The sequence below is a fragment of the Noviherbaspirillum sp. ST9 genome, assembly GCF_048799745.1.
Taxonomy (GTDB): Bacteria; Pseudomonadota; Gammaproteobacteria; order Burkholderiales; family Burkholderiaceae_D; genus Noviherbaspirillum.
The window spans coordinates 102,307-119,068 of the sequence record NZ_JBLWFR010000006.1; the positions used below are offsets into that span (position 1 = coordinate 102,307).

The window sequence follows — 16,762 nt, forward strand, 5'->3', positions numbered from 1 at the left end:
TGGATCAGTTTCCATGGATAAGTGTAGCAAATTGCCGGAATAATAATTTCCGATTTTCAAGGCTTTGGGAGGCGCAGTACGAAGCGCGCGCCGCCCAGCGGCGAGTCGTCGACGGCGATGCGGCCGCGATGCAACTGGATCGCCCTGGCCGCAATCGCCAGGCCGAGTCCGAAGCCCCCGGTGGTGCGGTCGCGGCTGCGGTCGAGGCGATGGAAGGCCTCAAATACCTGTTCCCGTTCCTGAAGTGGAATGCCGGGTCCGTCGTCGTCAATCGCGATATCGATCATGCCGTCTGCTTCCGTCGCGCTCAGGACGATCCGCCCGTTTGCATACTTGGCGGCGTTGGACAGGACGTTGCTCACCGCCCGAGCAACCAGCTTGCGATCGCCCGCCAGTTCCCCGAGCGCGTCCGGAATCGCCAGCGTGAACTCCTTGCCCGCCAGCGCGTGCGCCAGCTTGCCCGCGCAGTCGCGCAGCATGTCATCGATGGAAAACGGCGCGGCGCGTAACACCAGCCCCTGGTCCAGCCTTGCCAGGTCCAGCAGCTCGTTGACCAGCGCCTCCAGCTCCTGCACGTCCTCTTCGAGCACGTCGACACGCGTCTCCAGGTCGTCGCGGTCCTTCACACCGCGCAGCAATTCCAGGCCGAAGCCGATACGCGAGATCGGCGTACGCAACTCGTGCGATACCGAATGCAGCAGGTTCTTGTGCGCGCCCAGCAGTTCCTGGATTCGTCCCGCCATCTCGTTCATGCGGGTCGCCAGCGGAAACAGTGCGGACGAGGGACGAGTCGATGCGCGCGTGGTCAATTCTCCCGCGCCGAGTCTGTCAGCTACCCTCGACAGCGCGAGCAATTCCAGCCAGTGCCGTCGCGACCAGATGCCGATCGGCACCAGCACGCATAGCGCGACGATCGCATAGCGGAGCAATTCCATCTCCAGTTCCAGGCCGACGTCGATCGGCAGGCCGCTCACCTGCAGCACTTCCTCGTCGCTGCCGACGTAGCGTTCGCCGGCAAGATCGACACGGCGGTAAAACGCCTTGCCGGCGATGTCGAGCACGAGCGTTCCGCGCGACAGCGCATCGTGCGTCTCCGTGGAAAGCATTGACTTCGCCGCATCGATGGAGATCAGTTCAAGACGCAGGCCCGACACTTCCCGCACCTTGTTCAGCCGCACCAGCCATTCGTCGGCCGGCGCCTGGTCGATGTACTGCTCGAGGAGGAAGATCGGCCCGGAGGCCTGCTTGCGCGCAATGTCTTCCAGCGGATCGCCGAAGGCATAACGGATCGCAAAATAGATCGCGAAGGCCGCGACCGCAATGGCGAACAGGATCAGTGGAACAATCCGGAAGAAAATCCGGTTCATGCGTCCCAGGCGGAGGGGCTGAACAGATAGCCTTCGCCCCACACGGTCTTGATGCGCTCGCCATCGTTATCGTCGAGCTTGCGGCGCAGGCGCGATACGCAGTTGTCGATGCTGCGGTCGAGGCCGTCGAATTCGATGCCGCGCATCTTCAGCAGGATGTCGTTGCGCGACATGACGTGTCCCGCCGATTCCGCCAGCACCAGCAGCAGCTTGAATTCGGTGCTGTTGAGCGACACCGGCCGGCCGCGCCAGGTCACCGTGCGATTCTCGCGCGAGAGCTGGAATGCGCCAAAGACGAGGTCGTCGCTGCGCGTTGCCGGTTGTCCCCGGCGCAGCAGCGCGCGCAGGCGGGCCAGCAGCACGCGCGGCTGCACCGGCTTGTTGATGTAATCGTCCGCGCCCTGCTCCAGGCCGGACACTTCGTCGAAGGTGTCTTCACGCGCCGTCAGGATCAGGATCGGCACATTGCTGATTGCACGCAATTGCCGGCACACCAGCATGCCGTCCAGCCCGGGCAGCATCAGGTCCAGCACGACGATGTCCGGCCGCAGCTCGCGGAAGCGCGGCAAAGCCGCGTCGCCGCGCGAGACGACATCGACGGAAAACTCGTAGCCCGCGAGGTACTCCGCGACCAGCGCGGACAGTTTTTCATCGTCTTCGACGAGCATTAATCGGTACATGGCATTTCTCCCTGCGGGAATTGTATAAGACCGCGCGCTTCCTTGCGGCATGGGGAATCGCGGTGTACAAATTCATGACAAAGTCACGACAGGCGGAGGGGGAATCTGATCGGCACAGAGACTAGGATGCAAAACATGGCGATCGTCTCCATCCCATTTTTGAAGGAAAAACAACAATGAAAGGCAAGCGTCTTTTCCTGGCCGCCCTGTCGGCGTCCGCTGCGCTGCTCCTGGCCGCCTGTGGCGGCGGATCCGGCAGCGCGGGCAGTACCGTTTCCGAAACGTCCGCGCCGATGACCGGCATCCTGCCGCAAGTCGCGACGGGCGTGCCGTTCCAGGTATTCTCGTCCGCACTTTCGCAGACCGCCGTCGATCAGAAGCGCACCGTGGTCGCGCGCGATGCCGACGCCTGGAGCAGCCTGTGGGCCGAGCACGCGGGCGCGGGCCTTGCCAGCAGGCCCGTGCCGCCGGTCGATTTCATGCGCAACATGGTCGCCGGTGTGTACCTCGGCATGGCAGGCGCCTGCGATACGTTGTCGATCGATTCCGTGAAGAAGAAGGAAGGCCCGGCGCGCATCGAGGTCACCTGGCGCCATACGCCTCCGGCGCCCAACACGGTCTGCGTGGCGGCCGTCGTCAACCACGCGGTGCTGATTACCCTGCCGCAATCCACGCTGCCGGTCGAATTCGTGCAGGCGGCGGCACGGCCGGCCGATGAACTGGTGATCCGCACCGGCTGGTCGTTCGGCATGTGTCTCGACAACTGCGAGGGCACGGCGGAAATCCGCCAGGATGGCGCAAGCCTGCGCGTCAGCAGCCGGAAGGACGTGGCGCAACCGCAGTCCGGCACATGGACGCCCGTCACGACGAAGGAATGGGAGGCGCTCGTTGCCTCGTTCCAGACCCTTCCCGACGTCACCGTCGGCTGCCCGGATTGCGCGGACGAAGGGCGCGAATGGATCGAGGTCGAGCACAAGGGCAGCAAGAAGCGCCTCGTTACCAGCTGCGGCGCCGAGGTCGCCGGTGCCAGCGAATTCCAGCAAGGCGTGCGCGCCATTCGCGGCAGGCTGGCGCTCGCGCTCGGGCTGACCACCGTGTGCGATCCCGGCCGTGTCGAATTCGAGCGTGTCACGCCGTCCGTCTTCTCGTCCGACATTACGGACAAACGCTTCGTCGCGGTACGGGATGCGGCAAACTGGAACTCGCTCTGGAGCGAGCATAGCGGAGGACGTGCCGCCCTTCCGGCGATCGACTTTTCCACGCGCATGGTCGCAGGCGTGTTCATGGGACGCGAATCGGTGATGTGCGGCAGCACGTCCATCATCGGCGTCACCCAGCGCAGCAATCCGGCGCGCATTGAAGTCGCCTACCGCGTCCTCGATCCGGGACCGAACGTGATGTGCATCGCCGTCGTCATGAACCAGTACGACCTGGTCACGCTGCCAGCGTCGAACCTGCCGGTCGAATTCGTCAGGGTGCCCTGACAGCGCATGCAGGATGGGCCGGGGTATCCCGGCCGCGCAAGTCCATGAAACACCGCCACCATCTGCCGGCGCGCCTGCTGCTGCTCGTACTGCTGCTCTGCGGGAGCGTTCCTGGAGGAGAGGATGGCCGCAGGGACGCACACGCGAAACGCGCGCAATTCAGGCCCGCCGCCGTCGTGCCCGTGCTGGGGATCCGGGGATGACGCGAATCGTGCGGCGTGCGGGGCGTGCCCGAAGGAAATGCCCCTACAATACCCGGACCGTACTTACCGCCGGAGATTTCAACACGTGCCGCACACCGTCCTGACCCGCCGCTTCAAGATGCCTCGCGCCCTGTTCATGATCGCCGCCGCAGTGCCGCTGGCCACGTTCGCCCAAACCCCCGCCGCGCGCATGATGCCCGACGGCAGCAAGGATATGTACATCGGCCTCGGTGCCGCCAACGCCCCCCGCTACAAAGGCGCCGACGAGCGCGAGACGCGCCCCGCTGCGCTGTTGCAAGTCCAATGGAGCAACGGGTTCTTCGTGTCCGGCCTGAGCATGGGCATGCACCTGACCGAAGAGCCCGGCGTGGAATTCGGACCGCTGCTGGCGATCGAGCCCGGCCGCAGCGCGAACGGCAGGCAGAAGCTGTCCGGCATCGGCGGAATCGACATGGCGGGCGCATCCACTGCGCTCGCGCCGCCCAGCGTGCGCGTGCTGCGGTTCACCGACATCCGGTCGACGCCTGGCGCTGGCGCGTTCTACCACTACTACCTCGACGAGAGCCTGCGACTGACGGGCAACTTCCTCTACGGCATTGGCGAAAGCCATAAGGGCCTGCTGCTCAATCTCGGCGTGCAGAAGTCCTTTGCGCCCGCCACGCACCATCGCCTGTCGCTGTCGGCCAACATGACCTGGGCCAACCGCCGGTATACGCAGGAATGGTTTGGCGTCGACCCCGTCGCGTCGGGCAGCAACGTGAGCTATTCAGCGTCGTCCGGCGTGCGTGACGTGCAGCTCACGCTCAACTGGAACTGGGAACTCAGTAACCTCTGGCTGCTGACCTCGCAGGTCTCCGCAACGCGTCTTATGGGGTCTGCTGCGGACAGTCCGTATGTGGAGCGCCGCAACGGCATGGGTGTGCGCACCGGACTGGCCTACCGTTTCTGACTGCATCCATGACCAACACGCGCCCGTTCCTGCTTGCCTTCCTGCTCCTTCTCGGAGCGGCAGGCGCACACGCGGCCGACGATGCGCAGGACGTGGAATGGCTCAGTTATCGCGATGCCTACCGGCAGATGATCCGCTTTGAAAAATTCGGCAAGCCGAAGCACCTGATCCAGAACCATCTGCAGGTGTCGCCGAAGGACAAGGGGGGGGCCCTGGATGGCGTGCGGCTGGCCTTGTCGGGACCGGCGACGCAACTGAATCTGCCGCTGGATGCTGCCGGGCGCGCGGTCTTTCCGTTCCTGAAATCCGCCTATGACGACAACGCCCGCCTCGTGCTGAATCGCAAGGCGGGGCAGTTCGTGCTGCAGCCGCGCGTCTCCATCGTGCCGCGCGCGGATGGCGCCTACGAGATTGCCGAACTGCGGTCCGCGTGCGAACAGGCGCTCGATTACCTGCGCTACGCCGGCAAGCCGGTGCAGGACAGGAAATGCGCGGGCGTCCGTTTTGCGTTTGCACGGACCGGAGTCGAGCCTGTCGTGAAATTGCGCGGCGCAAGCGCGGCGCTGCCGGTAGAGGATGGCAGCGCGTTCCCCGACGCAGCGGCGGGCGCGTTCCGGATCGTCACCTACCGCTTCGCGGAGGGTACCGACAAGGGCACGCTGCTCACACAGGGCATCCCGGCCGCGATTGCGCCGGAGTTCAGGTAGGCGAACCGCCGAACGCCGCTTTCGAACGCCGCTCGAGCTCGTCCGGCGGCACATCCTCCACATGTGTGGCGATCCACCACTTATGGCCGAAGGGATCCGTGATCATGCCGCCGCGATCCCCGTAGAACTGGTCGGCGACCGGCCGTTCGAGCTTGCCGCCCGCCTTCACCGCGCGGTCGACCAGCGCGTCGACGTCTTCCACGTACAGGTGCAGCATGACAGGCGAACCACCAAACGACTCGGGGCTCTTCGCACCCATTTCGGGGAACTCGTCACTCAGCATGATGGCCGAATTGCCGATGCGGATTTCCGCATGCCCGACCTTGCCGTCCGGGCTCGCGATCCGGAAGGTTTCGTCTGCGCCGAACGCGCGCTTGTAAAAATCCAGCGCCGCCGCGGCATTCCTGATCGTCAGGTAGGGCGTCAACGTGTGGTAGCCCTCGGGGATCGGATTCACCTTGTTTGTCATCACACCCTCCAACGTTACAGTCCACGCAGCATCATGTCCGTATCGATCACACGCACGCGGCCGCGCACCAGTTCTCCTCCTTCCGGAAACCAGCGTTGCGCGACATAGGGCGCGAAGCCGGTTTCCTCGCGGATCGCAAACTGGAAAATCGCATCCCAGTCCGCATCCCGCGGCATCACCCACACCACCTGCCGGCCCGCGTCGGAACGAATGCCCGCATGCCGGAGATTGGAACGTACGCGCTCGGCGCGCGCCTCCCTGCTCTCGGCATAGACACCGTGCTCGTCCGGCAGCGGCAGCACCGCCGGCACCCGCTTCTGTTCCAGCGTCGATGCCGACGTACGGAACTTGGCCCAGGGGCCGATCAGCGAGCTGCACACGAATTGCAACTCGTCGTCGTCAAGCGGTTCGTCGAGGTAATAGCAGGACAGGATGAAGGCCATGTGCGGAAACCGAAGGAGCGATACCGCAGGATAAACCTTCTCCGCCGATTTAAACACTGTTGCGCCTGTGCGTAATGATCGGTGCCAAACTTTGACTCACGAGCCGCCCTTGCCCGGCCGGTTCTTGTCGAGGATGGCGAACAGGATCAGTCCATACGCCAGCAGGCGGATCAGGTAATACGCCGGCGTGCCATCATTGTCCTGGGCAGTTGGCGCCAGGACGAGGCGGTTCACGCCCTCGATGAAGAAAGACAGCGCGAAGAACAGGAAAAACCGGTCGCCGGTGCTGCGCCAGAAGCGGAGGAAGAACAGGCCGGCCACCATGCTTGCCATGGCGATCGCGCCGATCAGCATGTCGTTCATCGGGCTACTCCTCTTCCCACACCAGGCCGTAGAGCAGCGGCAGCAGTGCAATCAGCGCCGTCCACAGGCGCAACGGAATCAGGTCGACTTCCGTGGGAAACACCACACGGTCGAGGATCAGCAGCAGATTGTTGATCGTCATGCCGGCGAAGCACAGGCCGCTCCATAAGAGAAGACGATAGCCGTTGCGCCTGTATCCGCGCAGCAGCAGCACGCTGCACAGCATCGACGTCAGCGCGCAAAGCGCATAGATGAATGGAGCCATTCAGGAATCCTTTCGCCATATGAAGGCATCGGCGAACTGCTGTGCCTTCTTGCCGGTCTTGGAATGAATCAGGTGGGTGACGTCGACCAGGTGCGATGCATAGGCCGCGGCAACCTTGCCGATCATCTCGGCGAGGGAATCGGAAGCCGGAGAGAAGCGGTAGCACTCCGGCCTCTGCGGATCCGCGGCGATGGCACCGGCCTCCTGCAGTTCCGCGAGCAGGGCGGCAGCGGCCTTCTCGGACAGGTACAGCCGTTGCGCAAGGCGCGCGCTGTCCCACGCCTGCTCCGTGTTGTTTCGGAGCAGCAGGATCGCTTCGAGGTAGGGAACCGACGGAATGCTGGTCAGGATGAAGCGTTTGATGTCGTCGGCAATGGGTGAGCCGCCTGCCATGATCGTCGATAGTCTTGCCGTTGATGCTTGATGGAAAGCGCATGATACGCACGCCTCTTCCCGCAGTGTCGGCGGGCAATCCCTGTCTTTGATATTTCTCAATTCGGTCGCTGCTGCACCGCAGCGATTGATCTTTACACGCCGGTCAAAACCAACCTGTTGCCACCTTGTCCAACCGTGACTTAACAGCAAAGGGTTTGAGAGTGGACAACAAGAATCCGCAAGACCGACACCCGCGGCAAGTGAAAGCGCATTCCGGAATGCGCACCGTATCCCGACTCTTGTTGCGCCTCTTCCTGTACACCTTCGTCCTGGCAACCGTCGCACTCGCCGCCGGACTCTACTACGCCACTTCCTACCTGGCGAAGATTGTGCCGCTGACACCCAGCGTGGAGGCCCTGCTGCAGGCACGCGGCGCGCAACCCAGCGTCCTGCTCTCGGCCGACGGCACGTACCTGGCGACATTCAGTCGCGGGCAGCAGGAGCAGGTGTCGCTGGACGCGATCTCGCCGTACGTGATCCGCGCCCTCATTGCCACCGAGGACCATCGTTTCTACGAACACCGCGGCGTCGACCTGACCCGGACGGCGTCGGCGGTATGGCGCACCCTGCAAGGTGATGCACAAGGCGGATCGACCATCACGCAGCAGCTCGTGCGCAACATGTTTCCCGAAGAGATCGGGCGCGCCCGCACCATCGACCGCAAGATCCGCGAGATCGTCACCGCCATCAAGATCGAGAAGGCCTACACCAAGGACCAGATCATCGAGACCTATCTCAACTCGGTCCCCTTCCTGTACAACGTGGTCGGCATCGAAATGGCCGCGCGCACCTACTACGACAAGTCCGCCGCCGACCTCGACGTCCTCGAAAGCGCCACCCTGATCGGGATGCTCAAGGGAACCAGCTACTACAATCCCATCATCAATCCCGAGCGCGCGCGCAAGCGCCGCAACGTTGTCCTCGCGCAGATGGTCAAGCGCGGCATGCTCAATGACGAGGTGTATGCGGTACTGCGCGACCAGCCGCTGCAGGTCACGCTCAACCGCCAGCCCGATCCGCTCGGCAACATCGCGCCACACTTCGCCGCCCACGTGCGCCGGCAACTGATCGAGTGGGCCGATGCCAACGACTACAACCTCTACACCGACGGCCTGACCGTCTACAGCACGCTCGACGATGCCTTGCAGGAAGCGGCCGCGGATGCGGTCGACCGGCAGGCGCAGGTCCTGCAGGACATTGCCGATGTCGAATGGGGAAGGAAAACAGAACGCGTCGCGTCGCACACGCCTGGCGCCTATGCGTCACTGAAAAAGAAGGTCGAGCCGTTCAAGCATTTCTGGAACGAACGGGCCGAGCTGGTCGATATCTTCGTGCGCGAGTCCCCTGAATACAAGCGTGCCGTCGCCGCCGGGCAATCGGCGCGCGCGGCGCTGACGAAGCTGAAGGCAAACAGCGAATTCATGGCACGCCTGCGCGAATACAAGACGCGCCTCGAGGCCGGATTCGTTGCCATGGACCCGACGACCGGTGAGGTCAAGGCCTGGGTCGGCAGCCGTGATTTTCTGCGCGACCAGTTCGACCACGTCGCACAGGCCGAGCGTCAGCCCGGCTCCACCTTCAAGCCCATCGTCTACGGTGCCGCGCTCGAACAGGGCTTCGCGCCGGACCGCATCTATCCCGACGGCCAGGTGGAAATTCGCGCCGCCGATGGCAGCGTCTGGCGTCCGACCGACATGTCCGGCTTCAGCGGCCGCATGATGAGCATGCGCGAAGGCCTGATCTATTCCAAGAACACCATCACCGCGCAGGTGATGCAGGACGTCGGCCTGGAGCACGTCATCAACCTGGCGCGCGCGGTCGGCGTCAACAGCAGCCGTCTCGATCCCGTGCCCTCGCTGTCGCTCGGCACCAGTCCCGTCACCCTGCTGGAAATGGTGTCCGCGTATGCCACCATCGCGAAGGTCGGCGAATACCGCAAACCGGTCTTCATCAGCAAGATCACCGACCGCGACGGCAAGGTGCTGGCCGAGTTCACCGCGGAGCCGCAGCGCGCCATGTCGGAGGAGACTGCCATCGAACTGATCGACATGATGCGCGGCGTTGTCCGGCGCGGCACCGGCACCGAGGTGCGCAACCGCTTCAACATCGCCGCCGACATTGCCGGCAAGACCGGCACCACGCAGAACAATACCGACGGCTGGTTCATCCTCATGCACCCGCGCCTGGTGGCGGGCGCGTGGGTCGGCTTCAACGATTCGCGTGTCACCATGCGCAGCGATTACTGGGGCCAGGGCGGACACAACGCCATCCTGCTGGTGGGCGATTTTTTCCGCGGTACGTTGAAATCGAAGTTGATCGATACCAAGGCCAAGTTCCCGCAACCGAAGCGGCCGCCGCCGCTGATCGTGAAGGCGCCGCCAAGTCATGACGAACTGGAGCCGGTCCCTTCCGGCTACGGCGTCATCACACGCAGCGGCAGCGACACCGCCGTCGTTGTGGGCCCCGACGGGACGCGCACGGTCGAGCGTGGACGGCAGGGATCGCCGGCCGACGAACTCGGCCGTTTCCTCAGTGGTCTTGGCCGCGATCCCGACACCGGAAGCCGGAGCGAAAGCAGCGGCGAATCGGGAACACGCGGCGGCGGATTGTCGAGTGGCGGCGACGCTTTCTCCGAAGTGAATGAATGGCCGGTGCGATGAGATATGTTTGCCTGTGGCAGTTTTTGTCGACCCGGTTCACGAAAAGTCGAAAGGGGTTATACTCGTCCTTGACATCTTTCATCCACCGCATTGCACTGTGAACAAGTCCGCCATTTTCCTGATGCGCAACTGTTCATCCCTGAACGAGGGAGGCCTGCGCGTGGATGCGGCTTTTGGTTCCGCTCGTCCCGCGCACCTGTCCGCTCGACACCTCGCCCGGCTCTCCTAGGCTCGGTGGACGCCTAGGAAAACCTCCGCGGTTTTCTCCGTCCTTCCGAGCCACCCTTCCCACAAACTTCGAATGATGTGTTGGCGCCGTCAACGCGCCTGACACCTTACGTCCGTACTCAGGCCACGCGCTCTGCGCTGTGGCCGCGGGGAGCTATTGCCATGAAAAACGAACGCTTCTTGTCCCAGGAAGATGCGACCATCCTCTGCCGCCTCGCAGAACACTTGCTGAGGATGCGGGATGTCACGTTCAACATCGCCGAGCAGCTGATCGAGTTGATCGGTTCCTCCATTCTCCTGCCGGAGAACGCCGAGCGAAGCGATTACGTTGCGCTGTATTCGGAAGTCACCTTCCGCGAAGTCGGATCCATGCGGCTCGAAACCATCTTTCTTGTCTGCCCGCAGGACACGCAGGACGCGCTTGCCCGCGTGTCGATCCTGTCGCCGATCGCGCTGGCCCTGCTCGGGCGGCCGCTCGGCAGCATCACTGCGGTCACCCTTCCCTTCTTCAAGGTGAGGTATGTCGAGGTCGTCGGCATCCGGCATTCGAACGAAGACCGGCACGCTCGAACCATTGCAGGCGCGAAGCGATATGCATGACGTTCATCTGACGCAAACGGAGACCGCTGTGGACCGAATCAGGAAAATCCTTGTCGCAACCGACTACTCGGAAGATGCGCGCCGTGCCGAAATGCGCGCCGCAATGCTGAGCATCGAGCTCAAGGCGGAGACGCTTGAATTGATGACTGTCGATTGCACGAAAATCGATCTCCGCGCGCCTGCGGCGACCCCGGAAAAGAGCGTTGCGTGTGCCGGCGATTCCGTTGCGCTTCCCGGCTGGCCCGAGGACGGACCGGCGTGCGTGCGTTCGATACGCGCGGGCAGCGCGCCGCAGGCCATCGTCGGCCGCGCGATGGAGAGTCGCGCCGGACTGATCGTCGTCGCGGCGCGCGGAAAGCGTTTCTTCGCCGATCTGTTCAGGCGGCACAACAATGACGAGCTGATCCGTCTGGCGGACCGGCCCGTCCTGCTGGTCTGTTCCGAGCCGAACGATGCGTACAAGCGCGTGCTGGTCGCGATCGATTTTTCGGAAGAATCGAAGGAAGCCGCGCGTGCGGCGCTGGCCGTCGCGCCGTCGGCGCATTTCACGTTCCTTCACGTATTCCGCGTCCCCGACGAAGACATGATGCGGGAGACGGGCGTTTCGCTCGATCGTATCCATGGCTACCGGATACGCGCGCGGGACGCTGCACGGATCAAGCTCAATGCCTTCATCGACAGCCTCGGGCCGAAGAAGCAGCTGATCTCCCGGTCCATCCAGCATGGCGTGCCCGCACCGGTGATCGGCGCCCAGGCAAAGCAGTTGAATGCCGACCTGATCGCGCTGGGGAAGCATGGAAAGCCGCGCTTCGTTGAATTCCTGCTCGGCAGTGTGACGCGTCGGGTCGTCGACCAGGGATGGTGCGACCTGCTCGTCACGACCGCGATGGAACCGGAGGGCATCGACTTGCCGCCTGCCGCATGAACCGCCCGAAGTGCCGGCAGCTTGAAGGAGAGGCGCGCCACGGCCGCAAGCCCGGCGTGCACGGGTTTTTACTTTGAAAGGTGACACATGAAACCAGACATTATCGTGACGACGTCGGACTTCGACAGGCTGGAAGCGTTGATCGATTCCATGCCGCCCATCAGCGCAACCACCACCGAGCTGCTGGAGGAGCTGAAACGGGCAGAGGTCGTGGAGCCGCATGAAATTCCGCGCTCGGTCGTGACCATGCACTCCACGGTGCGCTTCACCATCGGTGAAAACGAAGAGTTTTGCCGCACGCTGGTGTATCCGCGCGAGGTGCGCGATGCGTCGACGATCTCGGTGCTTTCGCCTGTCGGCAGCGCGCTTCTCGGGTTGTCCGCAGGCAGCAGCATCGAGTGGCCGAGCCCGACGGGAGAATCGCTCGTCATTCGCATCCTGGAAGTCCTCCAGCAACCGGAAAGCCGCATCAAAGCGGAGCACTGAGCGCCAGACCGACAGACGGATGAAGATGATGGAACGTATCACGATCAAGGGATCGCCATTCGATATCGGCATGGCGCTTGGCACCTTAGGAAGGCCGGCCGCCGGGTTGATCGCGGCGGCACTCGCGCGCAACGACGATGCCGTCGCAAGCGCACGGGCCGCCGCGGTGTTTCTCCTGGACCGCGTGCAAAGCGACTGTCCCCGTTACTGGGAGGAGCTCCGCGGAATGAGTGCCGGGCTCGGCCTGGATATCCGCGACGTATTTGCCTGGAACTGCTGGCCGGACGTCGCCGCGAACGACGGTACCGCCAGCGGCACCGTCGCGGTCAACCGGCTGGGTTACGGGCTGATTCTGCACAATCTCCGGTTGGGGCCGGCGCTTGCACGGCAATGCAGGATGGTGGACGTCGAACCCGAAGACGAGCCGGGTTTCCTGAGCCTGTACGTACCGGGCCGCCTTCCCGGGCAGACCTTCGCGGCCAACCGTGCCGGGATCGTCCAGGTCGCCACGCACATCGTCGGGGAAAAACAGGGAACGGGCCTGCCAGGCTTCGTTGTCTGCCGCGCGGTGCTCGCCGCGCGCTCGCTGCCGGAAGCGCTCGATATCGTGATGGAATGCGACCGGTTCGGATCGACCCATCATGTACTGGCCTCGTCCGATGAATTCATCATGCTTAACATCACCGCGACACCATCGGGACCGGTGCTGACGCCGATTCCAAACAAGTACTGGCACACGAATCACCGCGTGCAGAAGCGGGTGCCGGAGGGCGCAAGGACATCGTCCCATGAACGGTATGTCGCGTTGGGCGAACTGCTGGACCAGTTGCCGTCCCATCCGACCGAGTACGACATCCTCGCCATGCTGCAGTCGTTGCAAATGCACCGTGCCGATGCGCCTCGGGGCGCCACGGAAATCGTCGCCGCCGAGGGGGAAGTCGGGACCGCGCTGATCAAGATTCTTCCGCGGCGGATTGAGCTGAGAATGGTGCCGCTGGAAGCAGACGGGGAACAGCGCTTTGTCGTTCCCGTTGAATGAGTGAGGGTGAAAGCTGGTGGTCGTGGTTGGCATGTCCGTTACGATGACGCCAACCAATCCCATGCCGTCGCTGCGTCACATGGGATTGGCATGGATCCGGTCAGGCTATTTGAACTGCCACGCCTTTACGTAATTGATCTCGAAGGCGTTGGATTCACCTGTCGGCGTGGAGGCATCGGGTTCGCCGCTGGCACTACCGAACCAGAGGTCGAGTATGGGAAATAACGGGTCTGAAATCCTGACCTGCAGCGAATACACTTCCTTGCCGTCAAAGTAGAAGGTCGTCTTGTCGGGTTCCCATTTCAGGCCATAGCGATGGAACCCGGCAGACAGGTCAGGCGTTGCCACCTTTGAATAGCCGGCCTGGTCTTCCCGGTCGTTCCACACCACGGGCGCGTACATCATGGGAACGGGAACGCCGTCATTACCGGGCGCACCCCATGGCGCGACGCCGCCGGGGTACGCTTCCAGGATATCGATCTCGGGTCGCCGGCCATCCCGATAGCCAAGCAGCCAGAATGCCGGCCATACGCCTTTGCCTTTGGGAAGCTTGGCTTCCATTTCAAAGAATCCATATTGCTGCGAAAAGTGCCCGTCGGTATCGAAAGTACGGTCGAAGAATTCACCGTTCGTCCCGCGTGCGGGCCAGATCTTGAGTACGCCGCCCTTCACCGCGTAATTGGTCACGGCAATATTGGCGTCGGTGCGTTCGGTGTTCCAGACGCTGCGATCAAGGCCGGCGTCGAAGCTGTCGTGAAACGTGAGTGTGTAAGCGTTGGGATCTTGCCCGGAGGGGCCGGTTGATGCGGGAAGCGTGACTGGGGATGGGGAGGAAGGACTGGAAGCTTGAGGCGAGTCGGCGTTTGCGGTGGATGTCGACGCAGGGGGCGCCGCTTGAGGCGGGCTGTCGGTGGTCCCGGATACCACGCCTGTATGCGATAGCGATGATGACGTGTCGGGCGTCAACCCCGAGCCGTCTTCCACCGATGTACCGCCGCATGCAGCAAGTAACCCGGCCACCGCCGCGGACACCGCATACCTGTTGATTCTCGAGTTGCGTTCATTCATTAAAACTTCTCCAATGCAAAAAGAAGTAATTCGATAGACACAACTCCTTATAGTTCCGGAAATAATTCTATGTTTTCCCGCGATTTCTGCGACTTCGCTTCGAAAAAATCGATATGGGACTGATGGCAGAAACTCGTCATGGTGCCTTGCGCACGCCGCCTCGCTGCAGCACACCCTCGATTTCATCCCTCGTCACCGGCCCTTCCTTGCGCCATACCTGTTGACCGGTGCCGTCGTAAAGAAGGGTGGTTGGATAACCCCTCGGGCCAAACTGCTTTGCCACGGCGGCATTAGCTGCGACAACCGGGTAAGTGACGCCCAGTTTTTCGGCGAACTGCTCGACCCGCTTCGGCGCTTGTCCGTCCACGGCCACGCCCAGCACCACCAGGTCGGATCTTGCCTTGCTCAAGGATTCCAGCTCCGGCATCTCCGCCAGGCACGGCGCACACCAGGTCGCCCACAGGTTGACGAGCACCCATTTTCCCGCATGGCCGGACAGGGAATGCGTTCCGCCCTTCGTGTCGGTGAACGAGAAATCCGATGCACCGGCCAGGACCGGTACCGACACCAGCGCGATGATCGCGGCGATTTTCTTCAGCATGGCATGACCTCCATTGGGTACGCGGGAAAGCAGCGCGTCGCGCTGCCTTCCCATCACCGCGTTATTGCCTAGAAGCGGCCGCTCACGCCGACGACCAGCGCCTTGTCCGCCGTCAGCTGGACGCCGTTGACATTGCGGTAGACGGGCTTCTGGAGGAAACCGTACACCTGAACCGCGTCCGAAAGGGCGTAGCTCAATCCCGGACTGAGGGAGACATACCTCGCCCCGCTGTCCGCAGGTTCAGCGGCAGAGCCACTGTCCCGGCGCTTCACCAGGAAATTCAGCTGGATCAATGCACCCAGCCGGTCTGTCACGCTGTGCCGATAGCCTGCGTCCGCACTGAGCTGCCCGCCAGGCTTGAAGTTGTCGTGACTGTTCAATGCATGCTGGTACTGCGCCTGAACAAACCAGGAAGCGCCCGACTGCGGCAGCTTCTGGTGATAGTACGCCCCGATGATGGCATCGGTCGTACCGCTGCCGGGTTGCAGTGACGGCTCCGCGACATCGCCATTTTCGTTGGCGACGGTTGTTTTGCCGGTCGGCAGTTTCAGACCGAAGGTCATGCCCGCGGCACGCGGATGGAGCGGCGTCCCCGTATCCGGCAGCTGATACCGGCCGACCACACGCACGTCACCCAGCTCGGTGAAGTCCCAACGCTCCGGAACCTGCGCGCCGCGGTGATTGTGGATATGGAAGTGGTTGCGGTCGACCACAGGTGCTGTCACCGATATTCCCCACTGGGCGTCGAAGGTATGGGAATACGTCAGCAGCAGGTTGCGGTTCACCGTCTTGACCTCGTCGTGATGCTTGCGGATCTGGCCGACCGCAACGTCATCCGTGCCCGCGCGCGGCTGGTTTTGGGACACGTACTCGTAACGCAGGTCCAGCAGGGAACCGCCTTCCGTGATCGCACTTTCCGATGTCCAGTTGCTGTTAACGGTGCAAAAAGCCGTCCCGCAACTGGCGAGCGCCGTCTGCGGAAGAATGCTGCCCAGGACGCCGCTGCACGCAGCGAGGGCGAATAATTGTGATGCTTTCACTGTTCAACTCCGATGTCTTTCCTGGCCACTCACCCTGAAGCATGAAAATGTGCGGGGAATGGCGGTACCTTGCCAACTGGCAGGGCAATGTATTGATGGGACGAGAAGAGACCGCTTTCCCTGCAGACACAGGGCATTCAGCGATCAAAAACAGCCAGGATCAGGCGGGAGGCGCGCGCGATGGCGGAGTCGCCCATACGAAAAGCGGGTGTGGCGACTGATAGAACAGCGGCGGGAGCAGCGCGACGCTGCTTGCGTCGGGGAGGATAAGGCCACCTGTCGGCACCAGGCCGAACGAGCCGGCGTGCGTCAGGCAGAAAGGACAGTGGTCAAGATGCAGTTCTTTCTTGGCCGGCGCGGAGGAATGGTGTGCGGTGTGGTCTTCGTCCGCGGCCGACAACGTGTGCGGGGTAGCACAGATATCCAGCTGATACGACGGCGGGTTGCACGCTGCAGCCAGCATACGGGACACCGTCGGCGCGAGCGCCGCGAGCAGGACCGCACAGCAGGCGATCCATGCAGAAAGATGTCTGATTCGTATGTTCATTCGTACAACAAGGTTTTCCGGTTTGGGTGCCGCACGCTTGATGGCAAGGGCGCACTCTACAGCCTGAAGAATAAACCGGGGCGGCCATTAAAAAACTTGATATGTCTTAACTTTGCGTCGGCTTGCGATTTTATCTCTATTCCCTTCCGGCTGAATGCGGAAAGGGGGTGGCGATCGCTGTTCATCGCCGTTGCCGACATCCC

The 16,762-nt window shown here is 62.9% G+C and carries 20 protein-coding genes; 9 read left to right on the forward strand and 11 right to left on the reverse strand.

Annotated elements, in window-relative coordinates; translation table 11 throughout:
* Window positions 1–56 precede the first annotated feature (56 nt).
* Both ACNOHI_RS14895 and ACNOHI_RS14900 read right to left on the reverse strand, forming a co-directional pair.
* Window positions 57–1,367 carry an ATP-binding protein gene (locus tag ACNOHI_RS14895; protein ID WP_420475465.1) on the reverse strand — a complete coding sequence of 437 codons (1,311 nt, stop codon included), beginning with the start codon at window positions 1,365–1,367 and terminating at the stop codon, window positions 57–59.
* On the reverse strand, window positions 1,364–2,047 hold the full coding sequence (locus ACNOHI_RS14900) for a response regulator (RefSeq protein ID WP_420475466.1): 684 nt from the start codon (window positions 2,045–2,047) through the stop codon (window positions 1,364–1,366). Before ACNOHI_RS14900 ends, ACNOHI_RS14895 begins: the two co-directional genes overlap by 4 nt.
* 176 nt (window positions 2,048–2,223) lie before the next feature.
* Between ACNOHI_RS14900 and ACNOHI_RS14905 the strand changes: the two genes are divergently transcribed.
* The 4 genes from ACNOHI_RS14905 to ACNOHI_RS14920 all read left to right on the forward strand — a co-directional run bounded on the left by ACNOHI_RS14905 (window position 2,224) and on the right by ACNOHI_RS14920 (window position 5,390).
* Window positions 2,224–3,531 carry a hypothetical protein gene (locus tag ACNOHI_RS14905; RefSeq protein WP_420475467.1) on the forward strand — a complete coding sequence of 436 codons (1,308 nt, stop codon included), beginning with the start codon at window positions 2,224–2,226 and terminating at the stop codon, window positions 3,529–3,531.
* Window positions 3,532–3,575: 44 nt separating this feature from the next.
* Window positions 3,576–3,734: a hypothetical protein gene (locus ACNOHI_RS14910; RefSeq protein ID WP_420475468.1), complete on the forward strand. Its 159-nt coding sequence runs from the start codon at window positions 3,576–3,578 to the stop codon at window positions 3,732–3,734.
* 85 nt (window positions 3,735–3,819) lie between these two features.
* Complete coding sequence (locus tag ACNOHI_RS14915) at window positions 3,820–4,683, forward strand: MipA/OmpV family protein (protein ID WP_420475469.1); 864 nt, start codon at window positions 3,820–3,822, stop codon at window positions 4,681–4,683.
* An 8-nt stretch (window positions 4,684–4,691) separates the two neighbouring features.
* Window positions 4,692–5,390 carry a hypothetical protein gene (locus ACNOHI_RS14920; protein WP_420475470.1) on the forward strand — a complete coding sequence of 233 codons (699 nt, stop codon included), beginning with the start codon at window positions 4,692–4,694 and terminating at the stop codon, window positions 5,388–5,390.
* Here the strand turns inward: ACNOHI_RS14920 and ACNOHI_RS14925 are convergent.
* The 5 genes from ACNOHI_RS14925 to ACNOHI_RS14945 all read right to left on the reverse strand — a co-directional run bounded on the left by ACNOHI_RS14925 (window position 5,383) and on the right by ACNOHI_RS14945 (window position 7,323).
* Window positions 5,383–5,859: a VOC family protein gene (locus tag ACNOHI_RS14925; RefSeq protein WP_420475471.1), complete on the reverse strand. Its 477-nt coding sequence runs from the start codon at window positions 5,857–5,859 to the stop codon at window positions 5,383–5,385. The genes ACNOHI_RS14920 and ACNOHI_RS14925 overlap by 8 nt on opposite strands.
* Window positions 5,860–5,873: 14 nt before the next feature.
* Window positions 5,874–6,302, reverse strand: coding sequence for a hypothetical protein (locus tag ACNOHI_RS14930; RefSeq protein ID WP_420475472.1), 429 nt, complete (start codon window positions 6,300–6,302; stop codon window positions 5,874–5,876).
* A 96-nt stretch (window positions 6,303–6,398) separates the two neighbouring features.
* Window positions 6,399–6,665, reverse strand: a complete 267-nt coding sequence (locus ACNOHI_RS14935; RefSeq protein ID WP_420475473.1) for a DUF5985 family protein — start codon at window positions 6,663–6,665, stop codon at window positions 6,399–6,401.
* 4 nt (window positions 6,666–6,669) lie between these two features.
* On the reverse strand, window positions 6,670–6,930 hold the full coding sequence (locus ACNOHI_RS14940) for a DUF5985 family protein (RefSeq protein ID WP_420475474.1): 261 nt from the start codon (window positions 6,928–6,930) through the stop codon (window positions 6,670–6,672).
* Window positions 6,931–7,323 carry a hypothetical protein gene (locus tag ACNOHI_RS14945; protein ID WP_420475475.1) on the reverse strand — a complete coding sequence of 131 codons (393 nt, stop codon included), beginning with the start codon at window positions 7,321–7,323 and terminating at the stop codon, window positions 6,931–6,933.
* 260 nt (window positions 7,324–7,583) lie between these two features.
* On the opposite strand from ACNOHI_RS14945, the gene ACNOHI_RS14950 reads away from it, so the two are divergent.
* From ACNOHI_RS14950 to ACNOHI_RS14970, 5 genes are all read left to right on the forward strand, one after another.
* Window positions 7,584–10,025, forward strand: a complete 2,442-nt coding sequence (locus tag ACNOHI_RS14950; protein WP_420475476.1) for a penicillin-binding protein 1A — start codon at window positions 7,584–7,586, stop codon at window positions 10,023–10,025.
* Window positions 10,026–10,415: 390 nt separating this feature from the next.
* Window positions 10,416–10,853: a GreA/GreB family elongation factor gene (locus ACNOHI_RS14955; protein WP_420475477.1), complete on the forward strand. Its 438-nt coding sequence runs from the start codon at window positions 10,416–10,418 to the stop codon at window positions 10,851–10,853.
* A 28-nt stretch (window positions 10,854–10,881) separates the two neighbouring features.
* Entirely contained in the window at window positions 10,882–11,778 is an 897-nt protein-coding gene (locus ACNOHI_RS14960; RefSeq protein WP_420475478.1) for a universal stress protein, read from the forward strand.
* Between the two features lie 87 nt (window positions 11,779–11,865).
* On the forward strand, window positions 11,866–12,264 hold the full coding sequence (gene rnk, locus ACNOHI_RS14965) for a nucleoside diphosphate kinase regulator (protein WP_420475479.1): 399 nt from the start codon (window positions 11,866–11,868) through the stop codon (window positions 12,262–12,264).
* Window positions 12,265–12,289: 25 nt separating this feature from the next.
* Complete coding sequence (locus ACNOHI_RS14970) at window positions 12,290–13,303, forward strand: C45 family autoproteolytic acyltransferase/hydolase (protein ID WP_420475480.1); 1,014 nt, start codon at window positions 12,290–12,292, stop codon at window positions 13,301–13,303.
* Between the two features lie 105 nt (window positions 13,304–13,408).
* Here ACNOHI_RS14970 and ACNOHI_RS14975 read toward each other — a convergent pair whose 3' ends face one another.
* From ACNOHI_RS14975 to ACNOHI_RS14990, 4 genes are all read right to left on the reverse strand, one after another.
* Entirely contained in the window at window positions 13,409–14,371 is a 963-nt protein-coding gene (locus tag ACNOHI_RS14975) for a glycoside hydrolase family 16 protein (protein ID WP_420475481.1), read from the reverse strand.
* A gap of 136 nt (window positions 14,372–14,507) precedes the next feature.
* A complete protein-coding gene (locus tag ACNOHI_RS14980) occupies window positions 14,508–14,972 on the reverse strand; it encodes a TlpA family protein disulfide reductase (protein WP_420475482.1) in 465 nt (154 codons plus the stop codon).
* 68 nt (window positions 14,973–15,040) lie between these two features.
* Entirely contained in the window at window positions 15,041–16,012 is a 972-nt protein-coding gene (locus ACNOHI_RS14985; RefSeq protein WP_420475483.1) for a hypothetical protein, read from the reverse strand.
* Between the two features lie 160 nt (window positions 16,013–16,172).
* The gene (locus tag ACNOHI_RS14990; RefSeq protein ID WP_420475484.1) at window positions 16,173–16,559 is read right to left on the reverse strand and encodes a DUF2946 domain-containing protein; all 387 of its coding nucleotides are present in this window, start codon (window positions 16,557–16,559) and stop codon (window positions 16,173–16,175) included.
* Window positions 16,560–16,762 lie beyond the last annotated feature (203 nt).